The organism is Paenibacillus lentus (genome assembly GCF_042714055.1).
GTDB classification, from domain to species: domain Bacteria; phylum Bacillota; class Bacilli; order Paenibacillales; family Paenibacillaceae; genus Fontibacillus; species Fontibacillus lentus_A.
Genome location: NZ_JBHGVC010000006.1, coordinates 139,245 through 159,405, shown reverse-complemented (window position 1 = coordinate 159,405; position 20,161 = coordinate 139,245). Strand labels below are relative to the sequence as shown.

The 20,161-nt window shown below is 48.1% G+C and carries 19 protein-coding genes; 15 read left to right on the top strand and 4 right to left on the bottom strand.

What is annotated here, in order from left to right; genetic code table 11:
• The first annotated feature begins 2 nt into the window (after positions 1–2).
• The 12 genes from ACE3MQ_RS15915 to ACE3MQ_RS15860 all read left to right on the top strand — a co-directional run bounded on the left by ACE3MQ_RS15915 (position 3) and on the right by ACE3MQ_RS15860 (position 12,890).
• Positions 3–263: an IreB family regulatory phosphoprotein gene (locus ACE3MQ_RS15915; protein WP_055105165.1), complete on the top strand. Its 261-nt coding sequence runs from the start codon at positions 3–5 to the stop codon at positions 261–263.
• Positions 264–272: 9 nt separating this feature from the next.
• Complete coding sequence (gene ruvX / locus ACE3MQ_RS15910; protein WP_379394348.1) at positions 273–689, top strand: Holliday junction resolvase RuvX; 417 nt, start codon at positions 273–275, stop codon at positions 687–689.
• Between the two features lie 12 nt (positions 690–701).
• Entirely contained in the window at positions 702–1,013 is a 312-nt protein-coding gene (locus tag ACE3MQ_RS15905; protein WP_379394346.1) for a DUF1292 domain-containing protein, read from the top strand.
• Positions 1,010–1,309, top strand: coding sequence for a DUF1292 domain-containing protein (locus tag ACE3MQ_RS15900; protein WP_379394344.1), 300 nt, complete (start codon positions 1,010–1,012; stop codon positions 1,307–1,309). Before ACE3MQ_RS15905 ends, ACE3MQ_RS15900 begins: the two co-directional genes overlap by 4 nt.
• Positions 1,310–1,383: 74 nt before the next feature.
• On the top strand, positions 1,384–2,436 hold the full coding sequence (gene mltG / locus ACE3MQ_RS15895; RefSeq protein ID WP_379394342.1) for an endolytic transglycosylase MltG: 1,053 nt from the start codon (positions 1,384–1,386) through the stop codon (positions 2,434–2,436).
• Positions 2,437–2,451: 15 nt separating this feature from the next.
• Positions 2,452–3,390, top strand: a complete 939-nt coding sequence (locus tag ACE3MQ_RS15890) for a peptidase U32 family protein (RefSeq protein ID WP_379394340.1) — start codon at positions 2,452–2,454, stop codon at positions 3,388–3,390.
• Positions 3,391–3,412: 22 nt separating this feature from the next.
• Positions 3,413–4,747 carry a peptidase U32 family protein gene (locus tag ACE3MQ_RS15885; RefSeq protein ID WP_379394338.1) on the top strand — a complete coding sequence of 445 codons (1,335 nt, stop codon included), beginning with the start codon at positions 3,413–3,415 and terminating at the stop codon, positions 4,745–4,747.
• 239 nt (positions 4,748–4,986) lie between these two features.
• The gene (locus ACE3MQ_RS15880) at positions 4,987–7,158 is read left to right on the top strand and encodes a methyl-accepting chemotaxis protein (protein ID WP_379394336.1); all 2,172 of its coding nucleotides are present in this window, start codon (positions 4,987–4,989) and stop codon (positions 7,156–7,158) included.
• A 92-nt stretch (positions 7,159–7,250) separates the two neighbouring features.
• Positions 7,251–7,991: a Bax inhibitor-1/YccA family protein gene (locus ACE3MQ_RS15875; RefSeq protein WP_379394334.1), complete on the top strand. Its 741-nt coding sequence runs from the start codon at positions 7,251–7,253 to the stop codon at positions 7,989–7,991.
• A 276-nt stretch (positions 7,992–8,267) separates the two neighbouring features.
• On the top strand, positions 8,268–9,326 hold the full coding sequence (locus ACE3MQ_RS15870) for an HD-GYP domain-containing protein (protein ID WP_379394332.1): 1,059 nt from the start codon (positions 8,268–8,270) through the stop codon (positions 9,324–9,326).
• Between the two features lie 229 nt (positions 9,327–9,555).
• Positions 9,556–11,340, top strand: a complete 1,785-nt coding sequence (locus ACE3MQ_RS15865; protein ID WP_379394330.1) for a peptidoglycan D,D-transpeptidase FtsI family protein — start codon at positions 9,556–9,558, stop codon at positions 11,338–11,340.
• A gap of 107 nt (positions 11,341–11,447) precedes the next feature.
• The gene (locus ACE3MQ_RS15860; RefSeq protein WP_379394328.1) at positions 11,448–12,890 is read left to right on the top strand and encodes a polysaccharide deacetylase family protein; all 1,443 of its coding nucleotides are present in this window, start codon (positions 11,448–11,450) and stop codon (positions 12,888–12,890) included.
• Positions 12,891–12,989: 99 nt separating this feature from the next.
• On the opposite strand, the gene ilvD is transcribed toward ACE3MQ_RS15860, so the two are convergent.
• The 3 genes from ilvD to ACE3MQ_RS15845 all read right to left on the bottom strand — a co-directional run bounded on the left by ilvD (position 12,990) and on the right by ACE3MQ_RS15845 (position 16,319).
• Positions 12,990–14,675 (bottom strand): dihydroxy-acid dehydratase, encoded by a 1,686-nt coding sequence (gene ilvD / locus ACE3MQ_RS15855; protein WP_379394326.1) that lies wholly within the window; start codon positions 14,673–14,675, stop codon positions 12,990–12,992.
• Between the two features lie 192 nt (positions 14,676–14,867).
• Entirely contained in the window at positions 14,868–15,125 is a 258-nt protein-coding gene (locus ACE3MQ_RS15850) for a KGG domain-containing protein (protein ID WP_379394324.1), read from the bottom strand.
• 138 nt (positions 15,126–15,263) lie between these two features.
• Positions 15,264–16,319, bottom strand: a complete 1,056-nt coding sequence (locus ACE3MQ_RS15845; protein ID WP_379394322.1) for an acyltransferase family protein — start codon at positions 16,317–16,319, stop codon at positions 15,264–15,266.
• Between the two features lie 221 nt (positions 16,320–16,540).
• Here ACE3MQ_RS15845 and ACE3MQ_RS15840 point away from each other — a divergent pair, with 221 nt between their 5' ends.
• The 3 genes from ACE3MQ_RS15840 (at position 16,541) to mgrA (ending at position 19,190) form a co-directional block, all read left to right on the top strand.
• Positions 16,541–17,314 (top strand): HAD family hydrolase, encoded by a 774-nt coding sequence (locus tag ACE3MQ_RS15840; protein WP_379394589.1) that lies wholly within the window; start codon positions 16,541–16,543, stop codon positions 17,312–17,314.
• An 11-nt stretch (positions 17,315–17,325) separates the two neighbouring features.
• Positions 17,326–18,075, top strand: a complete 750-nt coding sequence (locus ACE3MQ_RS15835; protein ID WP_379394587.1) for an NAD-dependent protein deacylase — start codon at positions 17,326–17,328, stop codon at positions 18,073–18,075.
• A gap of 110 nt (positions 18,076–18,185) precedes the next feature.
• Entirely contained in the window at positions 18,186–19,190 is a 1,005-nt protein-coding gene (mgrA, locus tag ACE3MQ_RS15830) for an L-glyceraldehyde 3-phosphate reductase (RefSeq protein ID WP_379394320.1), read from the top strand.
• A 70-nt stretch (positions 19,191–19,260) separates the two neighbouring features.
• Here mgrA and ACE3MQ_RS15825 read toward each other — a convergent pair whose 3' ends face one another.
• Positions 19,261–20,112 carry an AraC family ligand binding domain-containing protein gene (locus tag ACE3MQ_RS15825; protein ID WP_379394318.1) on the bottom strand — a complete coding sequence of 284 codons (852 nt, stop codon included), beginning with the start codon at positions 20,110–20,112 and terminating at the stop codon, positions 19,261–19,263.
• Positions 20,113–20,161 lie beyond the last annotated feature (49 nt).

Here is a 20,161-nt window from a genome sequence, read left to right as displayed (position 1 = left end):
TCATGGACTACATGGATAAAACCGTCAAGTTTAATGTCAAAGGTGATGAGCAGGAGGCGTCTGCGCAGGAAATTCTTCTTACGGTATATGAAGCTTTGCAGGACAAAGAATATAATCCAATCAACCAGATCGTCGGATACCTCCTTTCGGGAGACCCGGCATATATACCGCGCCACAACAATGCGAGAAGCCTGGTGCGCAAGAAGGAACGTGACGAATTGATTGAAGAACTGGTAAGATTTTATATGTCCAGTCACCGTTAGGAGAATGGCATGAAAATTATGGGTCTGGATTACGGGGATCGCAGAATCGGTGTAGCGGTTAGCGATATCTTCGGATGGACCGCCCAAGGCGTTCAAGTGATTGAACGCCGGCGGGAAGGCGATGAATACGATCGGATTGCTGAGCTGGCCAATCAGCATGAGGTGGAGGAAATCGTAGTTGGTCTGCCGAAGAATATGAACGGATCAGTCGGTCCTCGTGGTGAAATATGCAAGGACTTTGCGGAAGAGCTTCAGAACAGGATCAAGGTGCCGGTTCATCTATGGGATGAAAGGCTAACCACCGTCTCTGCACAACGGACGCTAATTGAAGCGGATGTGAGCAGAAAGAAGCGCAAAGGAATTGTGGATAAAATGGCCGCGGTTTTGATTTTACAAAACTATTTGGACTCTAAGAGTAAAAAGTGAGGGTGATCGCATATGTCTAAAGATCGTATCGGCAATGAAGAAGAACCGGAAATTATTTATATCCCTGACGATGAGGGCAATGAGGAAGAGTTTGAAGTCATCATGAAGTTCGAGGTTGACGGTTCAGATGCGAAGTATATGATGGTCGTTCCTCTGGAATCCGATGAGGACGCTGAGGCCGAAGAGGTATACGCATTTCGTTACGAGGAAGACGGCGATGATCTAAAGCTGTATACAATTGAGAGTGATGAGGAATGGGAAATCGTAGAGGAAACGTTCAATACGTTAATCGATGAGTTCGACGGGGAGGATCAGGATTCATGACGGAATATTCCGCCGAGAATGTTGTATGGACCTCCCGAGTTCTGGATGCATTTGGAGCTGTCGTTGAGCTCCAGGATGAGCGGGGACAGGTCTCCTATTACTCGATTGAGAAGGAATTCGACATTGGGGGCAGCTCATATGCGGTTCTTCGCGCAGAGAACAGCGGAGAAGCTGAACCGGAAATCTTGAAAATTATTAGCGATCCGGACGGGACTTTGCAGCTCGTTACGATCGATGATGATGACGAGTGGGAGAACGTATCTGAATTGTACGATGAATTAACTTTCCCAGAATAGCAGCAAACACATTTTTATAGATAAGTCTGAGAAGGGCGGATACCGCCCTTTTTGGCTGTTAAGGAGTTGATTCGTTGAAGAAGGTATGGAAGTGGCTGATTTCCTTGCTGCTGCTAGTGCTTATAGGTGCTGGTGCTCTAGCCGCATATGGATATATGGAAATGCAGCCCCTGAAGCGTTCAGAGCAGGCCGTCCAAATTACGATTGAGGCAGGTACTGGTACGGCTACGATTGCAAATATCCTTGAAGACCAAGGTTTAATCAAGAATTCTTTTTTATTCAAATCCTACTTGAAATGGAAGTCCGAAGGTACTCGATTCCAAGCTGGCGTTTATGAAATGCAGCCTGGCGTGACCTATGATGAAATTATCCAAAAATTGAACAGCGGCGATGTGGTTAAAGCCGAGATGATTCGTTTTACCATTCCAGAGGGCTATACTGTAAAGCAAATGGCGGATAAACTCACCGAAGCCGGCTACGTGGATAAAGAATTATTCCTAAATCTGGCGAAAGAGGCCGAGGGGATTGAAGGGGCGATCCTTGCCGACGTTCCTGCGCCATCAGAGCTGAATTATCGCTTGGAAGGCTATTTATTCCCGGAAACTTATGAACTGGAGAAGGGAAGCAGCGAGGCGGACATCATCTCAAGAATGCTCCAGGAGACCGAGAAGCGCATAAAGAGCATTCCCGATTTCGACCAAAAGCTGAAAGCGCGGGGACTTGATTTTAACCAATTGATGACGGTAGCGTCTCTGGTGGAGCGCGAGGTAGTGGCGGATAGCGAACGAAGCCTTGTCGCTGGAGTTATTTATAACCGTATCGCTAAGGATATGAAGCTGGAAATTGACGCCACGGTTCAGTATTTGCTGGATAAGCCGAAGGAACGGTTATTGTATAAGGATCTTCAAAGCGTAGACAGCCCTTATAATACCTATATGTACAAGGGATTGCCTCCCGGACCGATTGCGGCTCCGAGCTTGAAATCGATTGAAGCCGCACTGGAGCCCGAGGCATCGGAATATTTATTCTATGTAACAAAAAAAGACGGCAGCGGCGAGCATTTATTCGCCAAGACGTATGCGGAGCATTTGAAAAATATTAAAAAAAGTAAGGCTACAGCCAACTAACTGAGGTGTATGAATATGGGAAATAAACCGGAGCTGCTTGTTCCAGCCGGTTCTTTGGCGGAGCTGGAGAGCTATCTGGAAGCTGGAGCTGATGCGGCGTTAATCGGCGAGGAGAAATATGGAATGAGGCTGCCCGGCAGCTTCACGCCGGAGGAAATCGCTGAAGCCGTAAAGCTGGCTCACGCCCGGAACGCGAAGGTTTACGTTAGCGTAACAAATATCATCAGCAATGAATTGCTGGAGGAGCTTCCGCTGTATCTGCAGCGATTAGAGCAGTCTGGAGTTGACGGTGTACAATTCGGAGATCCCGCGGTACTGCAGGCGGTGAGGTCGATGAACTTACATTTGAAGCTGCACTGGAACGCCGAGATGACATCGACGAATTATGCGACAGCGAATTATTGGGGGAGCAAGGGAGCTTCGCGAGTCGTTTTGGCCCGTGAGCTGAATATGGATGAAATTACGGAAATGCAGCCGAAGCTTAAGCTTGATTCAGAGGTGCAGATCCATGGAATGACGAATATATATCACTCCAAGCGGCGTCTCGTGAACAGTTATTTGACGCATCAGGGAAGGGCTCCTGAACAGGACGGAGCTGATTTGGGCAAAGAACGGGAACTATTCCTGGTTGAAGCAGAGCGGCCCGGCGAGAAATTTCCGATTTATGAGGATACGAATGGAACGCATATTATGAGTTCTGACGATATTTGCATATTGGAGGATTTGCATCATCTGATGGCTTCCGGTGTGCACAGTTTCAAAATTGAGACTTTGCTAAAGGATGTTAATTACAATACAACGGTCATACGTGTCTATCGTCAAGCGATTGACAGCTACTTCAGCAATCCGGACGATTACGAATTGAATGAAGATTGGCTGGATGAAATTCGGAAAGTTCAGGATGCTGAGCGCGAGTTGTCATTCGGTTTTTTCTACAAAGAGCAAGTATATTAATAGATGCAAGAGGTGAACGAGGATGCAAACGGCACAGAAACATCAGCCGAAATATACCGGGAAACGCTATCGCTTAGACAAGCCTGAGCTGCTTGCTCCGGCAGGAAATTTGGAGAAGCTGAAATTTGCGATCCATTATGGGGCGGACGCAGTATATATCGGGGGACAGAAATACGGTCTTCGTTCGAATGCGGACAATTTCAGCTTTGAAGAGATGCGCGAGGGTGTAGAATTCGCAAAGAAATACGGAGCCAAAGTATTTGTGGCCACGAATATATATGCACATAATGAAGATGTTGAGGGTATTGAGGAGTATTTGCGCAACTTGTACGATGTAGGGATTACAGCAATTATCGCTGCGGATCCGGTCATTATTGATACGGCGCGCCGGGTCGTTCCAGGACTTGAGGTGCATTTAAGCACCCAGCAATCCACGGTCAATTGGCAGGCGGTCAAGTTCTGGAAGGACGAGGGCTTGCCGCGGGTCGTGTTAGGCCGGGAAACCAGCATGGAGGAAATCCAGGAAATCAAGAAGCATGTGGATATAGAGATTGAATCCTTTATCCACGGGGCCATGTGTTCATCCTATTCCGGGCGGTGCGTTCTGTCCAACCATTTCACGGACCGTGATTCGAATCGCGGGGGCTGCTGTCAGTCCTGCCGTTGGAAATACGATTTGTTCGAGGAAGGCTCCCCAGAAGAGGTATGGGTTTCGGAAGAGGAGTTCGCCATGGCGCAGTCCGTGCAGTCACCTATAACCGGGGTTACCCCGCTTCCGCTCTTTCAAGAGGAGGATAATCCGTTTACGATGGGCTCCAAGGATTTATGCATGATTGCCCATATTCCGGATCTGATCGATGTCGGGGTCGACAGCTTTAAAATCGAGGGACGAATGAAATCGATCCATTACGTGGCTACCGTGGTGAACGTCTATCGTCAAGCGATCGATTCGTATATGGCCGATCCTGAGAACTATGTGCTTAAGCCGGAATGGCTGGAGGAAATCAATAAGGCGGCCAATCGTCCGCTGAACACCGGATTTTTCTACGATACGCCGGATCATGAGGATCATATTTACGAACCTGAGGAGAAGGCCGTGCCTTATGACTTTGCGGGACTAGTGATGGATTATGATGCGGCTGAGGGAACGGCGGTCATTCAGCAGCGCAACCACTTTAAGCCTGGACAGGAAATCGAATTTTTTGGTCCAAACGGCACCTTCTTTAAGCAAACGGTGGGAACGATTTGGGATGAAGAGGGCAATGAATTGGATGCGGCGCGCCATCCGCTGCAAAGAATTAAAATGAAAGTGGAGCAGCCCGTTTCTTATTTCGATATGATGAGAAAAAGAAAATAGATAAATGCTTTACAGAAAAAGAGTCTTTTCCGACTGGGACAAAAGACTCTTTTTTACTGTCTTTTTAACTTTTTTAGCTGAATATTAAACTCATAGGAGATATTTACCGATAATAAAAAAGGAAAAGGTGGGTTTTTGTCGAATATAAACAAGCAGCGCAGGAAAATTTTATGAGGCTTGGACACGACCTCGGGTCCTACTTTTATGAGTTTAATTATTATGAGTGGTGGGTGATCAACATGAAATTGGTTCCAAAGAAGGAGAACCAAGCTAAAGACAACAAAAAAGAGATGAAGAAAGGTACGGATAACGGACAGCCTAAAAATAAAGTAGGTGCGGGTTGGAAAGACAAATTTAGCAATGTGATCGAGCTTCTTCCCAAAGACATCAACCCAGCTAGGTCGGTAGGTATTCGTTTATTTCTCATATTCTTTATTGCCATTATGTTTTTCGTGTTGGCGATAGGCGTTTTATCCTATCAAATGGCGAAGGGCACGATTGAGAAAAATGCCGAAACAGCGAGTCAGCAAACCATTGTACAGACATCACAGAAGCTGGATATTATTTTTCAAAAGTATGAGGAAACGCTGCAGCAAGTATTCCTGGACGATGAAATGCAGAAGGCCATTCGGGATGCTTCACTCTCAACTACGTCTGATTATGACCGGTTTACAACCTCTAACCAAATGAGAAATCGTCTGAACTCCATGACGTTCTCAAGTAAGGGTGTAGTAGCGGTTTACATGGTTCCTGGAGAAGAGGATTTAGTTGGTCCTGTAACATCAGGGAGTGCGGACAACGAATTCGTCAACAATATTCGCAATGAGCCTTGGTTTGAGGACATGGCCAATACTTCGCAGGTTAAATGGGTTACAGGATCAAACGAGTATACAACCGGAACGCAAATTTTCAGATTGGTTAGATCCGTGCAAAGCGTCAGCAGCATGAAACGCTTTATTTTGGTGGCAGATATCAACCTGGATATTTTGAACGGATATTTACAGGAGCTTAACCTCGGCAACGGCTCTAAAGTTCAAATGCTTACGGCGGATAATATGGTTGTAGGCTCTTCAGCCGAAGGAGAGTATGGACAGCAGTCCGAGTTTAACATCCAGAAAAAAGAAAACGAGGTCAAAGGCAGTTCACGTATTAAGGATGCGCAGGGCAGAACGATACTTGCTGTCTACAATACCCAGGAAAATTCCGGCTGGACGCTAATGGGCGTGCTGCCTACGGATGAACTGACTAAGGATGCAAAAGGAATTCTATTTACCACGTTTATCTCGCTAGCGGTTGTAGCTGTTATTGCCATTCTGATTGGAATTTGGATGGTTAGAATGATCGCTCGTCCGCTCGTTCAGCTTAAGAATCTGATGGAGGAAGGCTCGAAAGGAAACCTTAATGTCCGGATGAAGCCAAAATCTAAGGATGAAATCGGTATGCTGACCGCCAGCTTTAACGTGATGATGGAGCAAATTACACAGCTCGTCCAACAAACAAACAGTTCCGCGCAGGATGTACTGGATACCGCGGCAGAGCTGACGCAAGCTTCGAATAAAACAGCTATTTCCGCCAAGGAAATCGCGATCGCCACAGAGGAGATTGCTAACGGAGCAACAAGCCTGGCTAACGAAGCCGAGCGGGGCAACGAGCTGACAGAGAACATTTCGCGGCAAATGGATCATGTTATTGCTGCAAATAAAGAAATGGAATCTTCCGCTCGTCAGGTAGAGAGATCCAGTCAGCAAGGTACTGAATATTTGAACGAGCTATTGCAGAAGACAAGTGTAACGGGTGAAATGGTCAATGCGCTTACCGAGAAGGTAGATTCGTTGAAATCAAGCACATCCTCAGTACTTAAGGTGTTGGATGTTATGCAGAATATTACGCAGCAAACGAATATTCTGTCGCTTAATGCAACGATTGAAGCTGCTCGTGCCGGAGCCGCAGGACGCGGATTTATGGTCGTAGCGGATGAAATTCGCCAGCTTGCCGACCAATCCCGTCAATCCATTACGATGGTCGGCGAAATTACCGACAATATTCAAAAGGAAATGAACGAGACCGTTCAGGCCCTATCCGAGGCTAGCCCGCTGTTCCAGGATCAAATCAAGTCCGTGAAAGAAACGAGTCAAATCTTCGTTTCCGTTCAGGAGCAAATGGAAGGCTTTGTGCAGCATCTTGATTCCGTAACCTTATCCATCGATGGGCTGAATCAATCGCAATCCGTCTTGTCTGAGGCAATGAGCAACGTCAGTGCGGTAGCACAGCAATCGTCCGCTACTTCCGAGGAGGTTGCTTCGCTCAGTAGCGAGCAGCAAACCGTAGGAGATCAACTGGTGAATCTGTCCAATAAACTTGAGAATGTATCCAACGGTTTGAAGGAATCCCTATCCAAGTTTACAGTGTAACTCCTAGACAAAAATATAGGTGTTATAATATGGACAATACTGGAGTATATGTTACTATAATTATAAAATCTTTATTCTGAGGTGATCCAAGGTTGATAGGTCGTAGTGGCAATCCGACATTGAATGACAAAACATTCGATCAAATCGGATATCATTCTGGACAGGATGCAATGACCATTGAAGGTACGGTAAATAAAGTGTTTATTACACTTGCAGTGCTTTTAGGGGGCGCATTTGCTTCTTGGTCCATGTATTTCAATGGGCAGAACGTGCTGCCATATGCTATAGGCGGGGCGATCGGCGGGTTTATCCTCGCTCTGATTATTAGCTTCAAGCCGACGACAGCTCCATTTCTCGTTCCGATTTATGGAGTGTTGGAAGGTTTGTTTCTAGGTGCGATTTCTGCAAGGTTCGAAAATGTAAACCAGGGAATTACGTTGCAAGCTGCGCTGCTGACGATGGGTGTCTTTATCGCCCTGCTGCTAGCTTATAAGTCAAGGCTCATTAAAGCGACGGAAAATTTCAAGCTTGGCGTGTTTGCGGCTACAGGCGGCATTGCGCTGGTATATCTGCTTAGCTTCATCCTTGGATTCTTTGGAATCTCTATTCCATATCTGCATGAAAGCAACTGGATTGGAATCGGAATTTCCGTCGTCATTGTGATTGTGGCGGCTTTGAATCTTGTTTTGGATTTCGATTTTATTGAGAATGGTGCTAATCAGGGTGCTCCGAAGTACATGGAATGGTATGGCGCCTTCGGATTGATGGTTACCCTAGTATGGCTCTATATCGAGATGCTTCGCCTTTTGGCCAAATTGGCGAGCAGAGACTGAATAACGATTTATAAGTTTTGGGGTGGAGAAATGATCTCCACCTCTTTTTTAATTCTATATAGATTGTGAAGAAAATGATCTAAAAGTCCTTGTTTTCTGGGTACACTTTAGTATTGCAACAGATGCGCCGTGATATAGTCTTAAGAACTATTTAATTTATGACATTAGCTTTCGATATTATAAATAGGGTTTACAGAAAATAGATTCTTGTTCCTGATAAACCGGGAATAATGCCTCAGACTGTGAACGAATTGATGAGAAGGGAGGGTCTTTCCTTTGAGAACTCATGTGATGGAGCTTAGGGCCGGAGATAGATTAAAGGAAGATACTTTTAATCGTGCTGGGCTTCATGTTCTACCTAAAGGAACGCTAATTAAAACCGAGGAAATTGCTTTATTAATTCGCCAAAGCATCGATTATGTCGATATTGAACCGCGTGACGGGAGCGGTGCGGCTGAATCTGCAGAAGTTGCGGGTAGTCAGGGCTTTAGCCAGAGATTGCAGGAAAACTTTGATAAAACCATTCAAGGCTTTCAGGCCATATTCCTTGAGGCGCTAACTACGGGCAAATTTAATCAGTCCATGGTTGACGAGAAACTGCTTCCGACCCTGGAGGCATTGGATGAACGAAAGAATGTTACCTCGCTGCTGTATATGCTCGGCAATGACGATTTGAACATTTATAACCATTCGCTGCAAGTTGGACTACTGTCTTATTACATAGCTACCTGGCTCGGATACTCCAGAGAAGAGTGCCATGAGATTAGTAAAGCCGGGTATCTGCACGATATCGGCAAAAGCCGCGTGCGACAATCCATAAAGAACAAAAGTGAAAGTGATTTACAAGGTGAGGAACTGGAGGAAATGAAGCGGCATACCAATTATGGCTACGATATTATTCGCGACTCTATCAAAGATAATCAAACGATCGCACTTGCTGCTCTCCAGCATCACGAATATGAAGATGGATCGGGATACCCGCTGGGAATTGGAAAAGGCGAAATACATCCTTATTCGCAAATTGTCGCTGTAGCCAATACTTATGTGGATATGACGACGAATACAAGACAACCCCATGACAGCTTGTTAACGGTTCTGCGGAAGGTGTATGAACTTGGCTTCGGCAAGCTGAATGAAAAAGCGGTTCAAGCGCTGACCCAAAATCTCCTGCCGAACTTTATTGGCAAGCGGGTGCAATTAAGCAATGGGGAAATCGCCACGATCGTATATAACAATCCCACAGATATATTCAAGCCTCTCGTTAAGGTTGATGATTTCTTTAGGGATCTGTCGCGGGAGCGAGACATTGAAATTGAAGAGATTTTTTTTGAGTAAGTAAAGCAATCTTATAATTCAAGCCTGACTGGAGTCTAAATTCAGTTGGGCTTTTTAATTTTATGAAGTAATGCAGAGGTCACGGCTTCACAACGGTATATAGCTTTTCTGCCTGAGCGCCTTTAGGCGTTTTTTCTCATTTCACCTACTGTTTGACGCTGCTTAATGCCTAGCTAGTGTGAAGTGGCTTTTCCCAGGAAATAATGAGAAGACGGAAAGGTGGAGGACGATGACATTACTTCGGAAAAAACGCATATTTTATATTTTAATAGGATTTATGTTGGTGCTTTGCTTGTACGTGCTAAGAGTAGTGTGGATTCAGATTGCATCAGCAAGAATGGCTATTAGTGCTTCCGGGATGACGATGAATGAACTTTCGGTACGCCAGCGCGAGGAAGGAATTGAGCTCGATCCTGGGAGAGGACAGTTCTTGGATCGGAACGGTTATCCTTTAACGGGTTCTACGGTATGGGTTCCAGTCCTATTCCCTGTAAAGGATTTGCCGGATGAGATTCAGGTGAGTGCAATGGCTGATCTGCTTGATGTTTCAGTTACGGAACTGGAAAAGAAATGGAGCAAGCTGCAATATCCGTATATATGGCAAGACGGCGACGGGCCTGCTCCGCTTGTGCTCTCAAGTGAAGAAGCGGGAAAGTGGACGCAAATTAGCGGTTTTAAAGTTCTCCCTTTTATGCAGCGCTATCTGGAGGAGGCCTCCGGAAAACAATGGCTGGGCTATGTTTCTCAACGCCCCGATTTTATTCGCAGCCTGCAGGGGGAGCAAAACAGCCGTGCGGTTCCCTTAACGATGCAAGTAGGGGCAGCCGGGCTGGAACGAACATTTGATCAATTTCTGCGTGGTGTAGGCTCAACCCGGGCTGCATTTACGGTTGATGGACAGAAGCGGCCGCTGCTTGGATTAGGCCTCCGTCTTAAATCGAGCAACGATCGTTATTATCCGCTTTCCGTCCGGACGACTGTCGATCAGACGATTCAACAGCAGTTGGAGAGCTTGACCGAACAAATGGAAATCCGCGAAGGAGCAATAGTTGTGCTGGATGCGGCGCAAGGAGATGTCGTCGCTATGATATCGCGCCCCTTTTTCAATCCTCGGCATATTGATCTGGCTCAGGGAAATTGGAGTAATCATGCCGTAAAAGCTGCAGTTCCAGGCTCGATCTTTAAAACTGTGATTGCAGCAGCCGCTTTGGAGGAAGGTGTGACAACCCCCACAGAAGTGTTTCATTGTTCTGGACATTACGGTAAATATGGTCTCTCTTGCTGGAAGGAAGGAGGACATGGCAAGATTACGTTGGAGCAGGCATTTGCTCAATCCTGTAATATTGTTTTTGCAACATTGGGGGAGAGACTTACGGCGGCAAGCATCGAGCAAACGGCTGATAAGCTCGGAATAGGACGCGCTATTGGCTGGTATGATCCATCCTTTCGGGGAGGGGCAGCTCTAAGGCAAATCGATCAGGAGGAAGCAGGGACTGTATTTGCCAAAGGAATTCAGCCTGACGGCGGAGCTAAGGCTCAAACGGCTTTAGGCCAACGCGACGTTATGCTGTCTCCCTTGCAGGCTGCAAATCTGGTCGTCACTTTGCTGCATGGCGGGAAAGTAACTGCTCCGAGGCTTGTACAGGATATTTATTTTAAAAATGGTACGCAAATGCTTAAGTTTCCTTTCCAATCCTCTCCTTCGAGCTACGGAGCCATTTCTCCAGCTACAGCGAGGACGCTGCTAAAATTGATGGGTAAAGTTGTGAAACAGGGAACGGGCCAAACCTTACAGGCGGCCGATTGGAATTTGGCAGGCAAATCGGGAACAGCTCAAGTCGTATCTGCTGGCCGGCCTGCTAATCATCAGTGGTTTATTGGATACGGGCCGGTAGAACATCCCCGTTATGCGGTAGCCGTTCTCGTGGAAAATCGGCGGGCTGGCGCGCCCCACCAAGCCACGGAATTATTTCGCCGAGTCATGGACATTTTAGCAGGAGGAAAGAATTCATAATAAAAAGACCCTAATTTTGGAGTTAATATGATAAAATAAAAGGGATACACTAAAAGCCTTAGGGCCCGCCAAAGTCAGTGAATGAGATAGAAAAGTGGGGAAAAGACATGGAGACTTTGCTGCTGTGGTTATTTTATATTTCAACACTATACGCTTTCATACCCGGCTTGATTACGCGGCTGTTCGGATTTCGTGTATTTCGGCGCGGAATAGGCATGAACGAATTTGCCCTTACCTTTGATGATGGGCCAGACCCGGTATATACGTCGCTGCTGCTTGATTTATTGAAAAAGTATGAGGCGAAGGCTACGTTTTTTGTCGTTGGTTCCAATGCGGAGAAATATCCGCATTTAATCAAGCGAATGCATGAAGAAGGACACTTGATCGGCATTCATAACTATGTCCACAAAACGAACTGGCTGATGGGGCCTGCCGCGGTGAAGAAACAGATTCAGAGAACGAACAAAATCATTTACGACATCATCGGGAGCAATACGCATTTTTATCGCCCCCCTTGGGGAATCGTCAATTTATTTGATTTCGCCAGAAGAAATGAAACGCAGATTGTGCTATGGTCCTCAATGTTCGGGGATTGGCGCCAGCGCCTTGGCGCGGATCGGTTAACTCAGCGTATGTTGAAGAAGCTCAAGGGCGGCGAGGTGTTTCTGCTGCATGATTGCGGAAATACACTAGGGGCAAATGCGAAAGCACCCGTGGAAATGCTGGCTGCCTTGGAAAGGGTTCTTCAGGAAGCTGTAAGGAAAGGGCTTGGGACAATACGGATCGATGATATGATCGACAGAAGCGAGGCTGCAAAAAGAGAAGCTAAAGGCCATAAATCCTTGGCTGCTTCATCAAAGGAAGCCCCCAATAGAAAGAGAAAGCTCTCTTGGGGCAAGAGATTCGTTGTTTCGTTATGGCTCTTGTGGGAAAAAATATTTCATTTCGTCTTCCAGCTTAGAACGACGAATAAAGAAGAACCGATATTTCATTTCCGCGTACGTCCGTATCGGGGGGAGCCGGTGATGATGAACGGGGATATCCAGCTCTTAAACGGGGATCGGGTAATAGAGCTTCATTTTGACAATAAGAGGCTCTTCGAAATTGGCTCACGTTCCAGAACATCCGTACAAGTTGCTATTCAAATGATTCGCGGCGTAGAGAAGACACTGCCCGAGCTTGCACAGTATGTCCAGAGCCATCCAGAGCTTCTTGACGTGAAGGCACTATATGGAGTGAGCATGATCAACCGCGGGCCGGAGCAGTTTGGATTCACGGTTACGGATTTGCCGGATAGCTTTTTTGCCAGATCGACACGCTTATATTTAAAATTCCTGATGAGCGTCATCCATCCATCCGGCGGGGATCGCCTGAAACAGCGCTCATCGCATGAACTGATTCCTAAGCTTATAGTGATGCCAACAGAGCTCTTGCTTGAAAAGTATGCCGAAGACGGCTCTCACCGACGCTTCACCGGAAAAGAAAGCAGGGAAGCTGATCTGGAAGAGGCTGGCGATGAGACTGCCTTGAGTGCAACTCAGCCGTGTTAGTGCATAGCCAAAGGGGCAGTTCCACATGTTGATTGTGGAACTGCCCCTTTGCTATTTGCTGCATTATTAAAAATAACAATCAATGATCAGTACATTCAATTAAATTTTCATGACACCGCCGTTGCTGGCATTGGTAACGAGCTTGGAATAGCGGGCAAGGTAGCCGGTCTTCACCTTCGGTTCAAAGCCTTTCCAGTTTGCACGGCGGCCAGCCAGCTCCTCCTCGGAGACGTGAAGCTCGATTTTGCGGTTATTCAGATCCAGCTCGATAATGTCCCCATCCTCCACGAAGGCAATCGGTCCGCCTTCTGCAGCCTCTGGAGAGATATGGCCGATGCTGATTCCGCGGGAAGCTCCGGAGAAGCGTCCATCGGTGATCAGACCGACTTTCGCACCAAGGCCCATACCTGCAATTTGCGAGGTTGGAGCGAGCATTTCCGGCATACCCGGTCCGCCTTTTGGCCCTTCATAACGGATGACGACAACATGGCCTTCCTTGACCTTGCCATTCGCGATGCCCTCCAGCGCTTGCTCCTGCGAGTCAAAGCAGATGGCAGGCCCTTTATGATATCCGCCGACCGAAGCGTCAACCGCACCGACTTTAATGACGGAGCCTTCAGGTGCCAGATTACCGTACAGGATAGCGAGGCCGCCCTTCTCGGAATGCGGATTATCGATAGAACGGATGACTTCGCGGTCGTAGACCTCGCAGCCAGCCACGTTCTCGGCAAGCGTCTTGCCCGTAACGGTCATTTGATCGCCATAGATCGCTCCAGGCTTCTTCAGGAGCTCATTGATCACGGCGCTTACGCCGCCAGCCCGATGAACGTCTTCAATAAAATGATCGGATGCCGGAGCCAGCTTCGAAATATGAGGTACACGATTGGCCACCTCGTTGATGCGCTCCAGCGGGTAATCGATACCTGCTTCCTGAGCCAAAGCCAGGGTGTGCAGCACGGTATTCGTTGAACCGCCCATGGCCATGTCTAGCGCAAAAGCGTTATCGATGGATTCCTTCGTGACGATATCGCGCGGTTTAAGATCAAGCTTGATCAGCTCCATCAACTGGCGCGCAGATTGCTTCACGAATTCTTTCCGCTCTTCGGCAATCGCCAGAATCGTTCCGTTACCCGGCATGGCGAGTCCCAGCGCTTCGGCGAGGCAGTTCATGGAGTTAGCCGTGAACATGCCGGAGCAGGAGCCGCAGGTCGGGCAGCCGTACTGCTCTAGCTCAAGCAGATCGGCATCGTCAATTTTTCCGGCTTGATAAGCGCCGACGCCTTCAAAGACGGAGGTCAAGGACAGTTTGCGTCCTTTGCTGTCTACGCCGGCTTTCATTGGTCCACCGCTGACAAATACAGTAGGAATGTTCACGCGGAGCGCGCCCATCATCATCCCTGGCGTGATTTTGTCACAGTTCGGGATACAGACCATGCCGTCGAACCAGTGAGCGGAAACTACTGTTTCCAGGGAGTCGGCAATGATTTCCCGGCTCGGCAGGGAATAACGCATCCCGATGTGCCCCATGGCAATACCGTCGTCTACGCCGATGGTGTTGAACTCGAACGGAACGCCGCCGGCCTCACGAATTGCTTCCTTAACGATTTTACCGAATTCCTGCAAATGCACATGGCCAGGAACGATATCGATGTAAGAGTTGCATACCGCGATAAACGGTTTGCCGAAATCCTCGTCCTTAACACCTGCAGCTCGCAGCAAGCTGCGATGAGGCGCTCGGTCGAAGCCTTTTTTGATCATATCTGAACGCATTTTCTTGGCAGTCATGGTTGCCTATCCCCCCATTAATGTATATTGTAATTTTGGAACTTTACACCGCTAAAGGTTTTCTCTAAAGTCTATCATATGTATTCTGCTTTTTCTAGCGGTTGATAAGGATTGGAAGAAAGGTTTTCACTAAAAAAGAGCTCCAGTCTAATCTGGAACTCCTCTCTCGAACGGATGAAAATTCATCCTTATTTATTGTTTATTGTTGCGGGCTTCCCCGCCCATGCGCCCAATTTTGCGATAAAATTCCTTATCGTGCTTCTCGGAGGTAGCTTCGCCGCCTTTCTGGCCGATCTCCTGATAGAATTCCTTGCTATGGGATCTGGAAGTAGCTTCTCCGCCTTTTTGCCCGATTTCCTGGTAGAACTCTTTGCCGTGGTTTTTGGAGGTGGCCTGTCCTCCCAAGCGACCGGCTTCTTGACGGCTCATTTTGCCGTTTTCGCGTGCCATTCCAATCAACTCCTTATGTCATTGTTATTGTTTTACGTATGAATTAATTACCACAGTCAGTTAGTTTGAAACGGAGAAAACAAAAAAAGAGCCAATAGGCTCTAAAATTGGTAATATCATTCATTGTGCACTCTCCAATTAATGCTTGCTTGCCGTGCCAAAGGGACGAAGTGTCCGGCGTTCCAGATCAAGCAGCCATTGCACCGAGGGTTCAATGACAGGCGATGTCCATTTCCGAACGAAGGAATGGCTGAGCAGGAGGGTCATAAGAATTGCCCCGATAATAAGCATGACCGAAGCTGCCATATTCGTTACATAATTATATAAAGGAGACACTGCGGCAATTCGAATAATGAATCCATGCAGCAGGAAGACGTATAAAGTACGCCGGCCTAAATCGGTCAGCTTGCTCTCCTGCAGCGGAACGAACGAGAGAAAAGCAACCGCCGCAAAAAACTGAAGGGCGTAAAGAGCCAGGCGGTACAATCCGGCATACCATTCGTGATGGCTAAGCTGCGCGTATGTCATGCTGCCATACAGCCAACCGGCATCGAGCTGGTTCCCCCATAAGGCAACGCCTCCGAGCATCACGACTGCCAGGACGAGAGTTAGCAAACGGATCCTTGGAGTGATGATTTTTTTCAAATAACCAAACGAAAAATGATAACCGGCAATAAAGAAAGGCAGATAAACGAAAGTACGCGATAGACTGAGCCAGGCTCCATCCACCTGCAAATAACCGACAAGCACGCCTAAGGCTAGAGATAGTGCCAGCTGCTGAAGAGGCGTCCATTTGTTCATGATGATGAGCAATAAACGCCAGCATAGATGACTTGCTAGGAACCAGAGCAGCAGGTAAGGCGTAAAGAAAGAGTGCTGAATATGCTGAACCTTAAATATGGTAACGTCCAATATGGAGTAGAGGCTCTGGAAGATAACGTACTGTAGGCCGATTTGCAGCATCAGCTTGCGTCCGGGCTGTCCCAGCAAATTGGCTTTGGCGAAATAGCCGGTGACGAATACGAATAACGGCATGTGAAAAGTGAAAATCCAAACATATAAAGTGTGCATGGCTGCCATGTCTTTAATTAGAGGCTCAATGGCATTTCCTACAAAAACACATATGATAAGCAGAAAACGCAGGTTAAGAAAAAACGTTTCTCCGCGCGGATTCAATTGGATGTTTGTCGTCATGCTGATGGCCTCCCCAACCCCATAAATCATTCAAAATTTTAAGTATTTAGTCTCTGTATTAAAGGTACTCCTTTTAATGGGGTATACATGTGATTTTTATCACGAGGGAAAACGCTCTCAGTCTCCGCATTTGTGGCAAAGTATTGAATCATAGGGGGTTAGGGTTACAATAACAATAGTAGAATGCATCAAACGAACAAAGAAGGTGGGCAGGGATGGCCATGGCGATTGTACAAGCGGGGGAACGGAGGGCGTCTTGCCAAGCGGTATTATTTGATAAGGATGGCACTCTCCTGGATTTTATGGCCCTTTGGGGCGAGTGGGCGATGACGCTCCTGGATTTACTGGACGGACACCTGGAGATGATGGGCGCACAGCGAATCGATAGTAAATCCGCGCTGCTGGGGCTTAAGCTCGATGATCGGCAGCAAATCACCGATTATGATAAAGCCGGTCCGCTGGCGATGGGGAGCGAAGAAGAGGTAACCGCGCTGCTCGCCTGGCAGCTATATGCAGCAGGAGTTCCCTGGAATGAAGCGTTGATCCAGGTGAGACAGTTCAGTTCGTCGGCGATGATCGAATTGAAGAAACGCAGAAATGCCAGGCCGATGCCGGGACTGGAAGCTTTTCTGAGCGCTTGCCACGCCCGGGAGATTCGCCTGGCCGTCGTGACATCGGATACGACCGAGGCTGCGCGTGAGCACCTGAGCTGGATGGGAATCGAGCACTATTTCGGTGCGATTATCGGCAGGGATCACGTGAGCATCGGCAAGCCTTTTCCCGAAATGGCGCTGCTTGCTTGCCACGAGCTCGGCATTCTCCCCGAGCATGCGGTTGTCGTCGGGGACAGCAATGGGGATATGCAAATGGGCAAACAAGCGGGGGTACAGCTGACGGTCGGTCTTGCGCCGGATGGCGGGGGAGAGTCTTATTTGCTGGACGCGGACGTTGTTATACGCAGTTTTATGGAAATGAGAGTGTTAGAGGAGGCATGAAAGCAATGACGATGAGTAGTATCGAAAAACTGGCAGCTTGGGTGAGCGAGGGAAGAAAGATCGTTTTTTTTGGCGGGGCAGGGATTTCAACAGAGAGCGGGATTCCTGATTTTCGCTCGGCAGCGGGCATTTATCAGCAGGAGAAGGCATCCCCTTATTCGCCGGAGGAAATATTAAGCCGTCCTTTTTTTGATCGTCATCCGGAAGTGTTCTATGATTTCTACAAAACGAAAATGATTCATCTCAATGCCGAGCCCAATCCCGCTCATCGGTTTCTGGCCTGGCTGGAGGACGAAGGTAAGCTCGATGCAGTCATCACTCAAAATATTGACGGTCTTCACCAGAAGGCGGGAAGCCGCAAGGTGCTGGAGCTGCATGGCTCCATCCACCGGAATTATTGCATGAGCTGCGGGAGGTTCCATAGCTTGGAGGATATTATGGGTTCGGCCGATCTGGTGCCTAAGTGTAACGCCTGCGGCAGTACGGTTAAACCCGATGTCGTATTGTACGGTGAAAACTTAGATAACACGGTGATTGAAAATACGGTAGAGGCGATTAGCGAAGCCGATTTGCTGCTGATCGGGGGAACTTCGTTGACCGTTCAGCCAGCGGCCCATCTGATTACATACTTTCGGGGGCAAAGGACTGTTCTTCTAAACGCATCTTCCACAGCCTACGATAGCCGGGCCGATTTGCTGATTACCGAGCCGATCGGTTCTGTGCTTGGCCAAGTGGAGTCGTTGCTTAAAGCAGAAGCTTAATCGGGCTTTACAACGAAGGCGAAAACGGTTTCTTCTTTCTTGCCAAAGGGGATTGAACGAGATATGATATTTTTCGAAGGATAATTTACAGCAGGAAGGTAGGGAACTAAATGGCATACATTGCTAGTGAAGACCGGTACGAGTCGATGATATATAATCGTGTGGGTCGTTCGGGCCTTAAGCTTCCGGCCATATCGCTTGGATTATGGCATAACTTCGGTGGTGTAGATACGTTTGAGAACGGCCGCGAAATGATTCGCAGAGCTTTTGATTTGGGCATTACCCATTTTGATCTGGCCAATAACTACGGCCCGCCTCCAGGCTCGGCAGAAGAAATGTTCGGAGCTGTGCTAAAAAAAGATTTGACTGCTTATCGGGATGAATTAGTAATCTCCTCCAAGGCTGGCTATTATATGTGGCCCGGCCCTTACGGCGAGTGGGGTTCCCGTAAATACTTAATATCCAGCCTCGATCAAAGCCTGAAGCGGATGGGACTCGATTATGTGGACATCTTCTATTCCCATCGCTTTGATCCAGATACGCCGCTGGAGGAGACGATGATGGCGCTGGATCATATCGTTCGCTCCGGCAAAGCGCTGTATATCGGTATATCGAGCTATTCGGCAGAGCAGACGAAGGATGCGGTATCGATCCTCAAGCAGCTCGGTACGCCGCTGCTCATTCATCAGCCGAATTATTCGCTGCTGGATCGCTGGATCGAGAACGGGCTGCAGGACGTTCTGGAAGAGAACGGCGTCGGCAGCATTGCCTTCTGCCCGCTAGCCCAGGGATTGCTCACGAATAAATATTTGAACGGCATTCCGGAGGACTCCCGGGCGAAGAGCCCGACAGGCGCTTTGAAAGAAACGCAAATTACGCCGGAGACGCTGCGTAAAGTACGCGCGCTGAATCAGATGGCGGCTGCCCGGGGTCAGAGCCTGGCTCAGTTTGCGCTCGCTTGGGTGCTCCGCGGAGGGAAGGTCACATCCGCACTGATCGGAGCTAGTCGAGTCAGTCAAATAGAGGAGAACGTCCAGGCGCTGAACAAGCTTGATTTCTCCGATGAGGAATTGAACCGGATTGAAACGATTCTTCATAACCATGGCGATCATTAACAAAGTACTGTATTACCGTCAAACAGAAGAGCCCGTTTCCTATGGTTTTGGCCAAGGGAACGGGCTCTGATTATTTGCCGGGGGCGCTTCTGCGGTATTCGCTTGGAGATTGCCCATGGAAGCGGCGGAACTGCCTCGAGAAATAAAGCGCATCGTCTAACCCGACAGAGGCGGCGATCTGCTCGATTGACAGCTCGGGCCGTTCACGCAGCAATTGGCGGGATTTATCGATTCTCAGCTTCAGCAGATACGTGACAGGGGTCAGCCCGGTCTCCTTCTTGAAAATACGCGACAAGTATGCACGGTTATATCCAAGACTTGCGCACATTTCTTCTATGGATACATGATGGGCATATTGGCTTGAAATATAGTAAATCATTTGCTTGACGATTTTCTGAACGGCCGATTCACCCGAGGGAAGCGTGGATTCCTTAAGGTGGGAGTCTTCTGCCTCAGCCATAATCAGATGCAAGCACCCCAAAGAATATAAATGCGAGCTCGGCTTCTTGCTGCGGAATTCCTGCAGCACGGATAGAAGCAGCTTGGGAACGCTGCTATCCGTGGGAGCATGAATGACGGGGTGCTGTGGCGTCAAGCCGGCGCGTTCGAGCAGCGCGGGCACCTTGGTTCCCGTAAATGCTATCCAGCGATAGCGCCAGGGTGTCTCTATATCCGATGCGTAGCTGACCAGCTGATTCGGATGAATGAGAAATCCGTCCCCGGGCTGCAGCTCATATATGGAATACTCCGTTTGGAAGCTTCCTGTTCCCTCCTCCACAAAGTGGAGCAAATAATAGTCATATACTTTCGGCCCCACGCGATGGTCTGGCCGGGTCTGGCTTTCGCCAGCAAACAAAATGTGCAGGTCGCTCTCATCAAATACTTCGGGGTTGGCAGCAGCGCTGTAGGTTTCTTCTAGCATTGGGGGAGCCTCCTTCAAGCATAACGAATATCTTGTTATATTTATATTC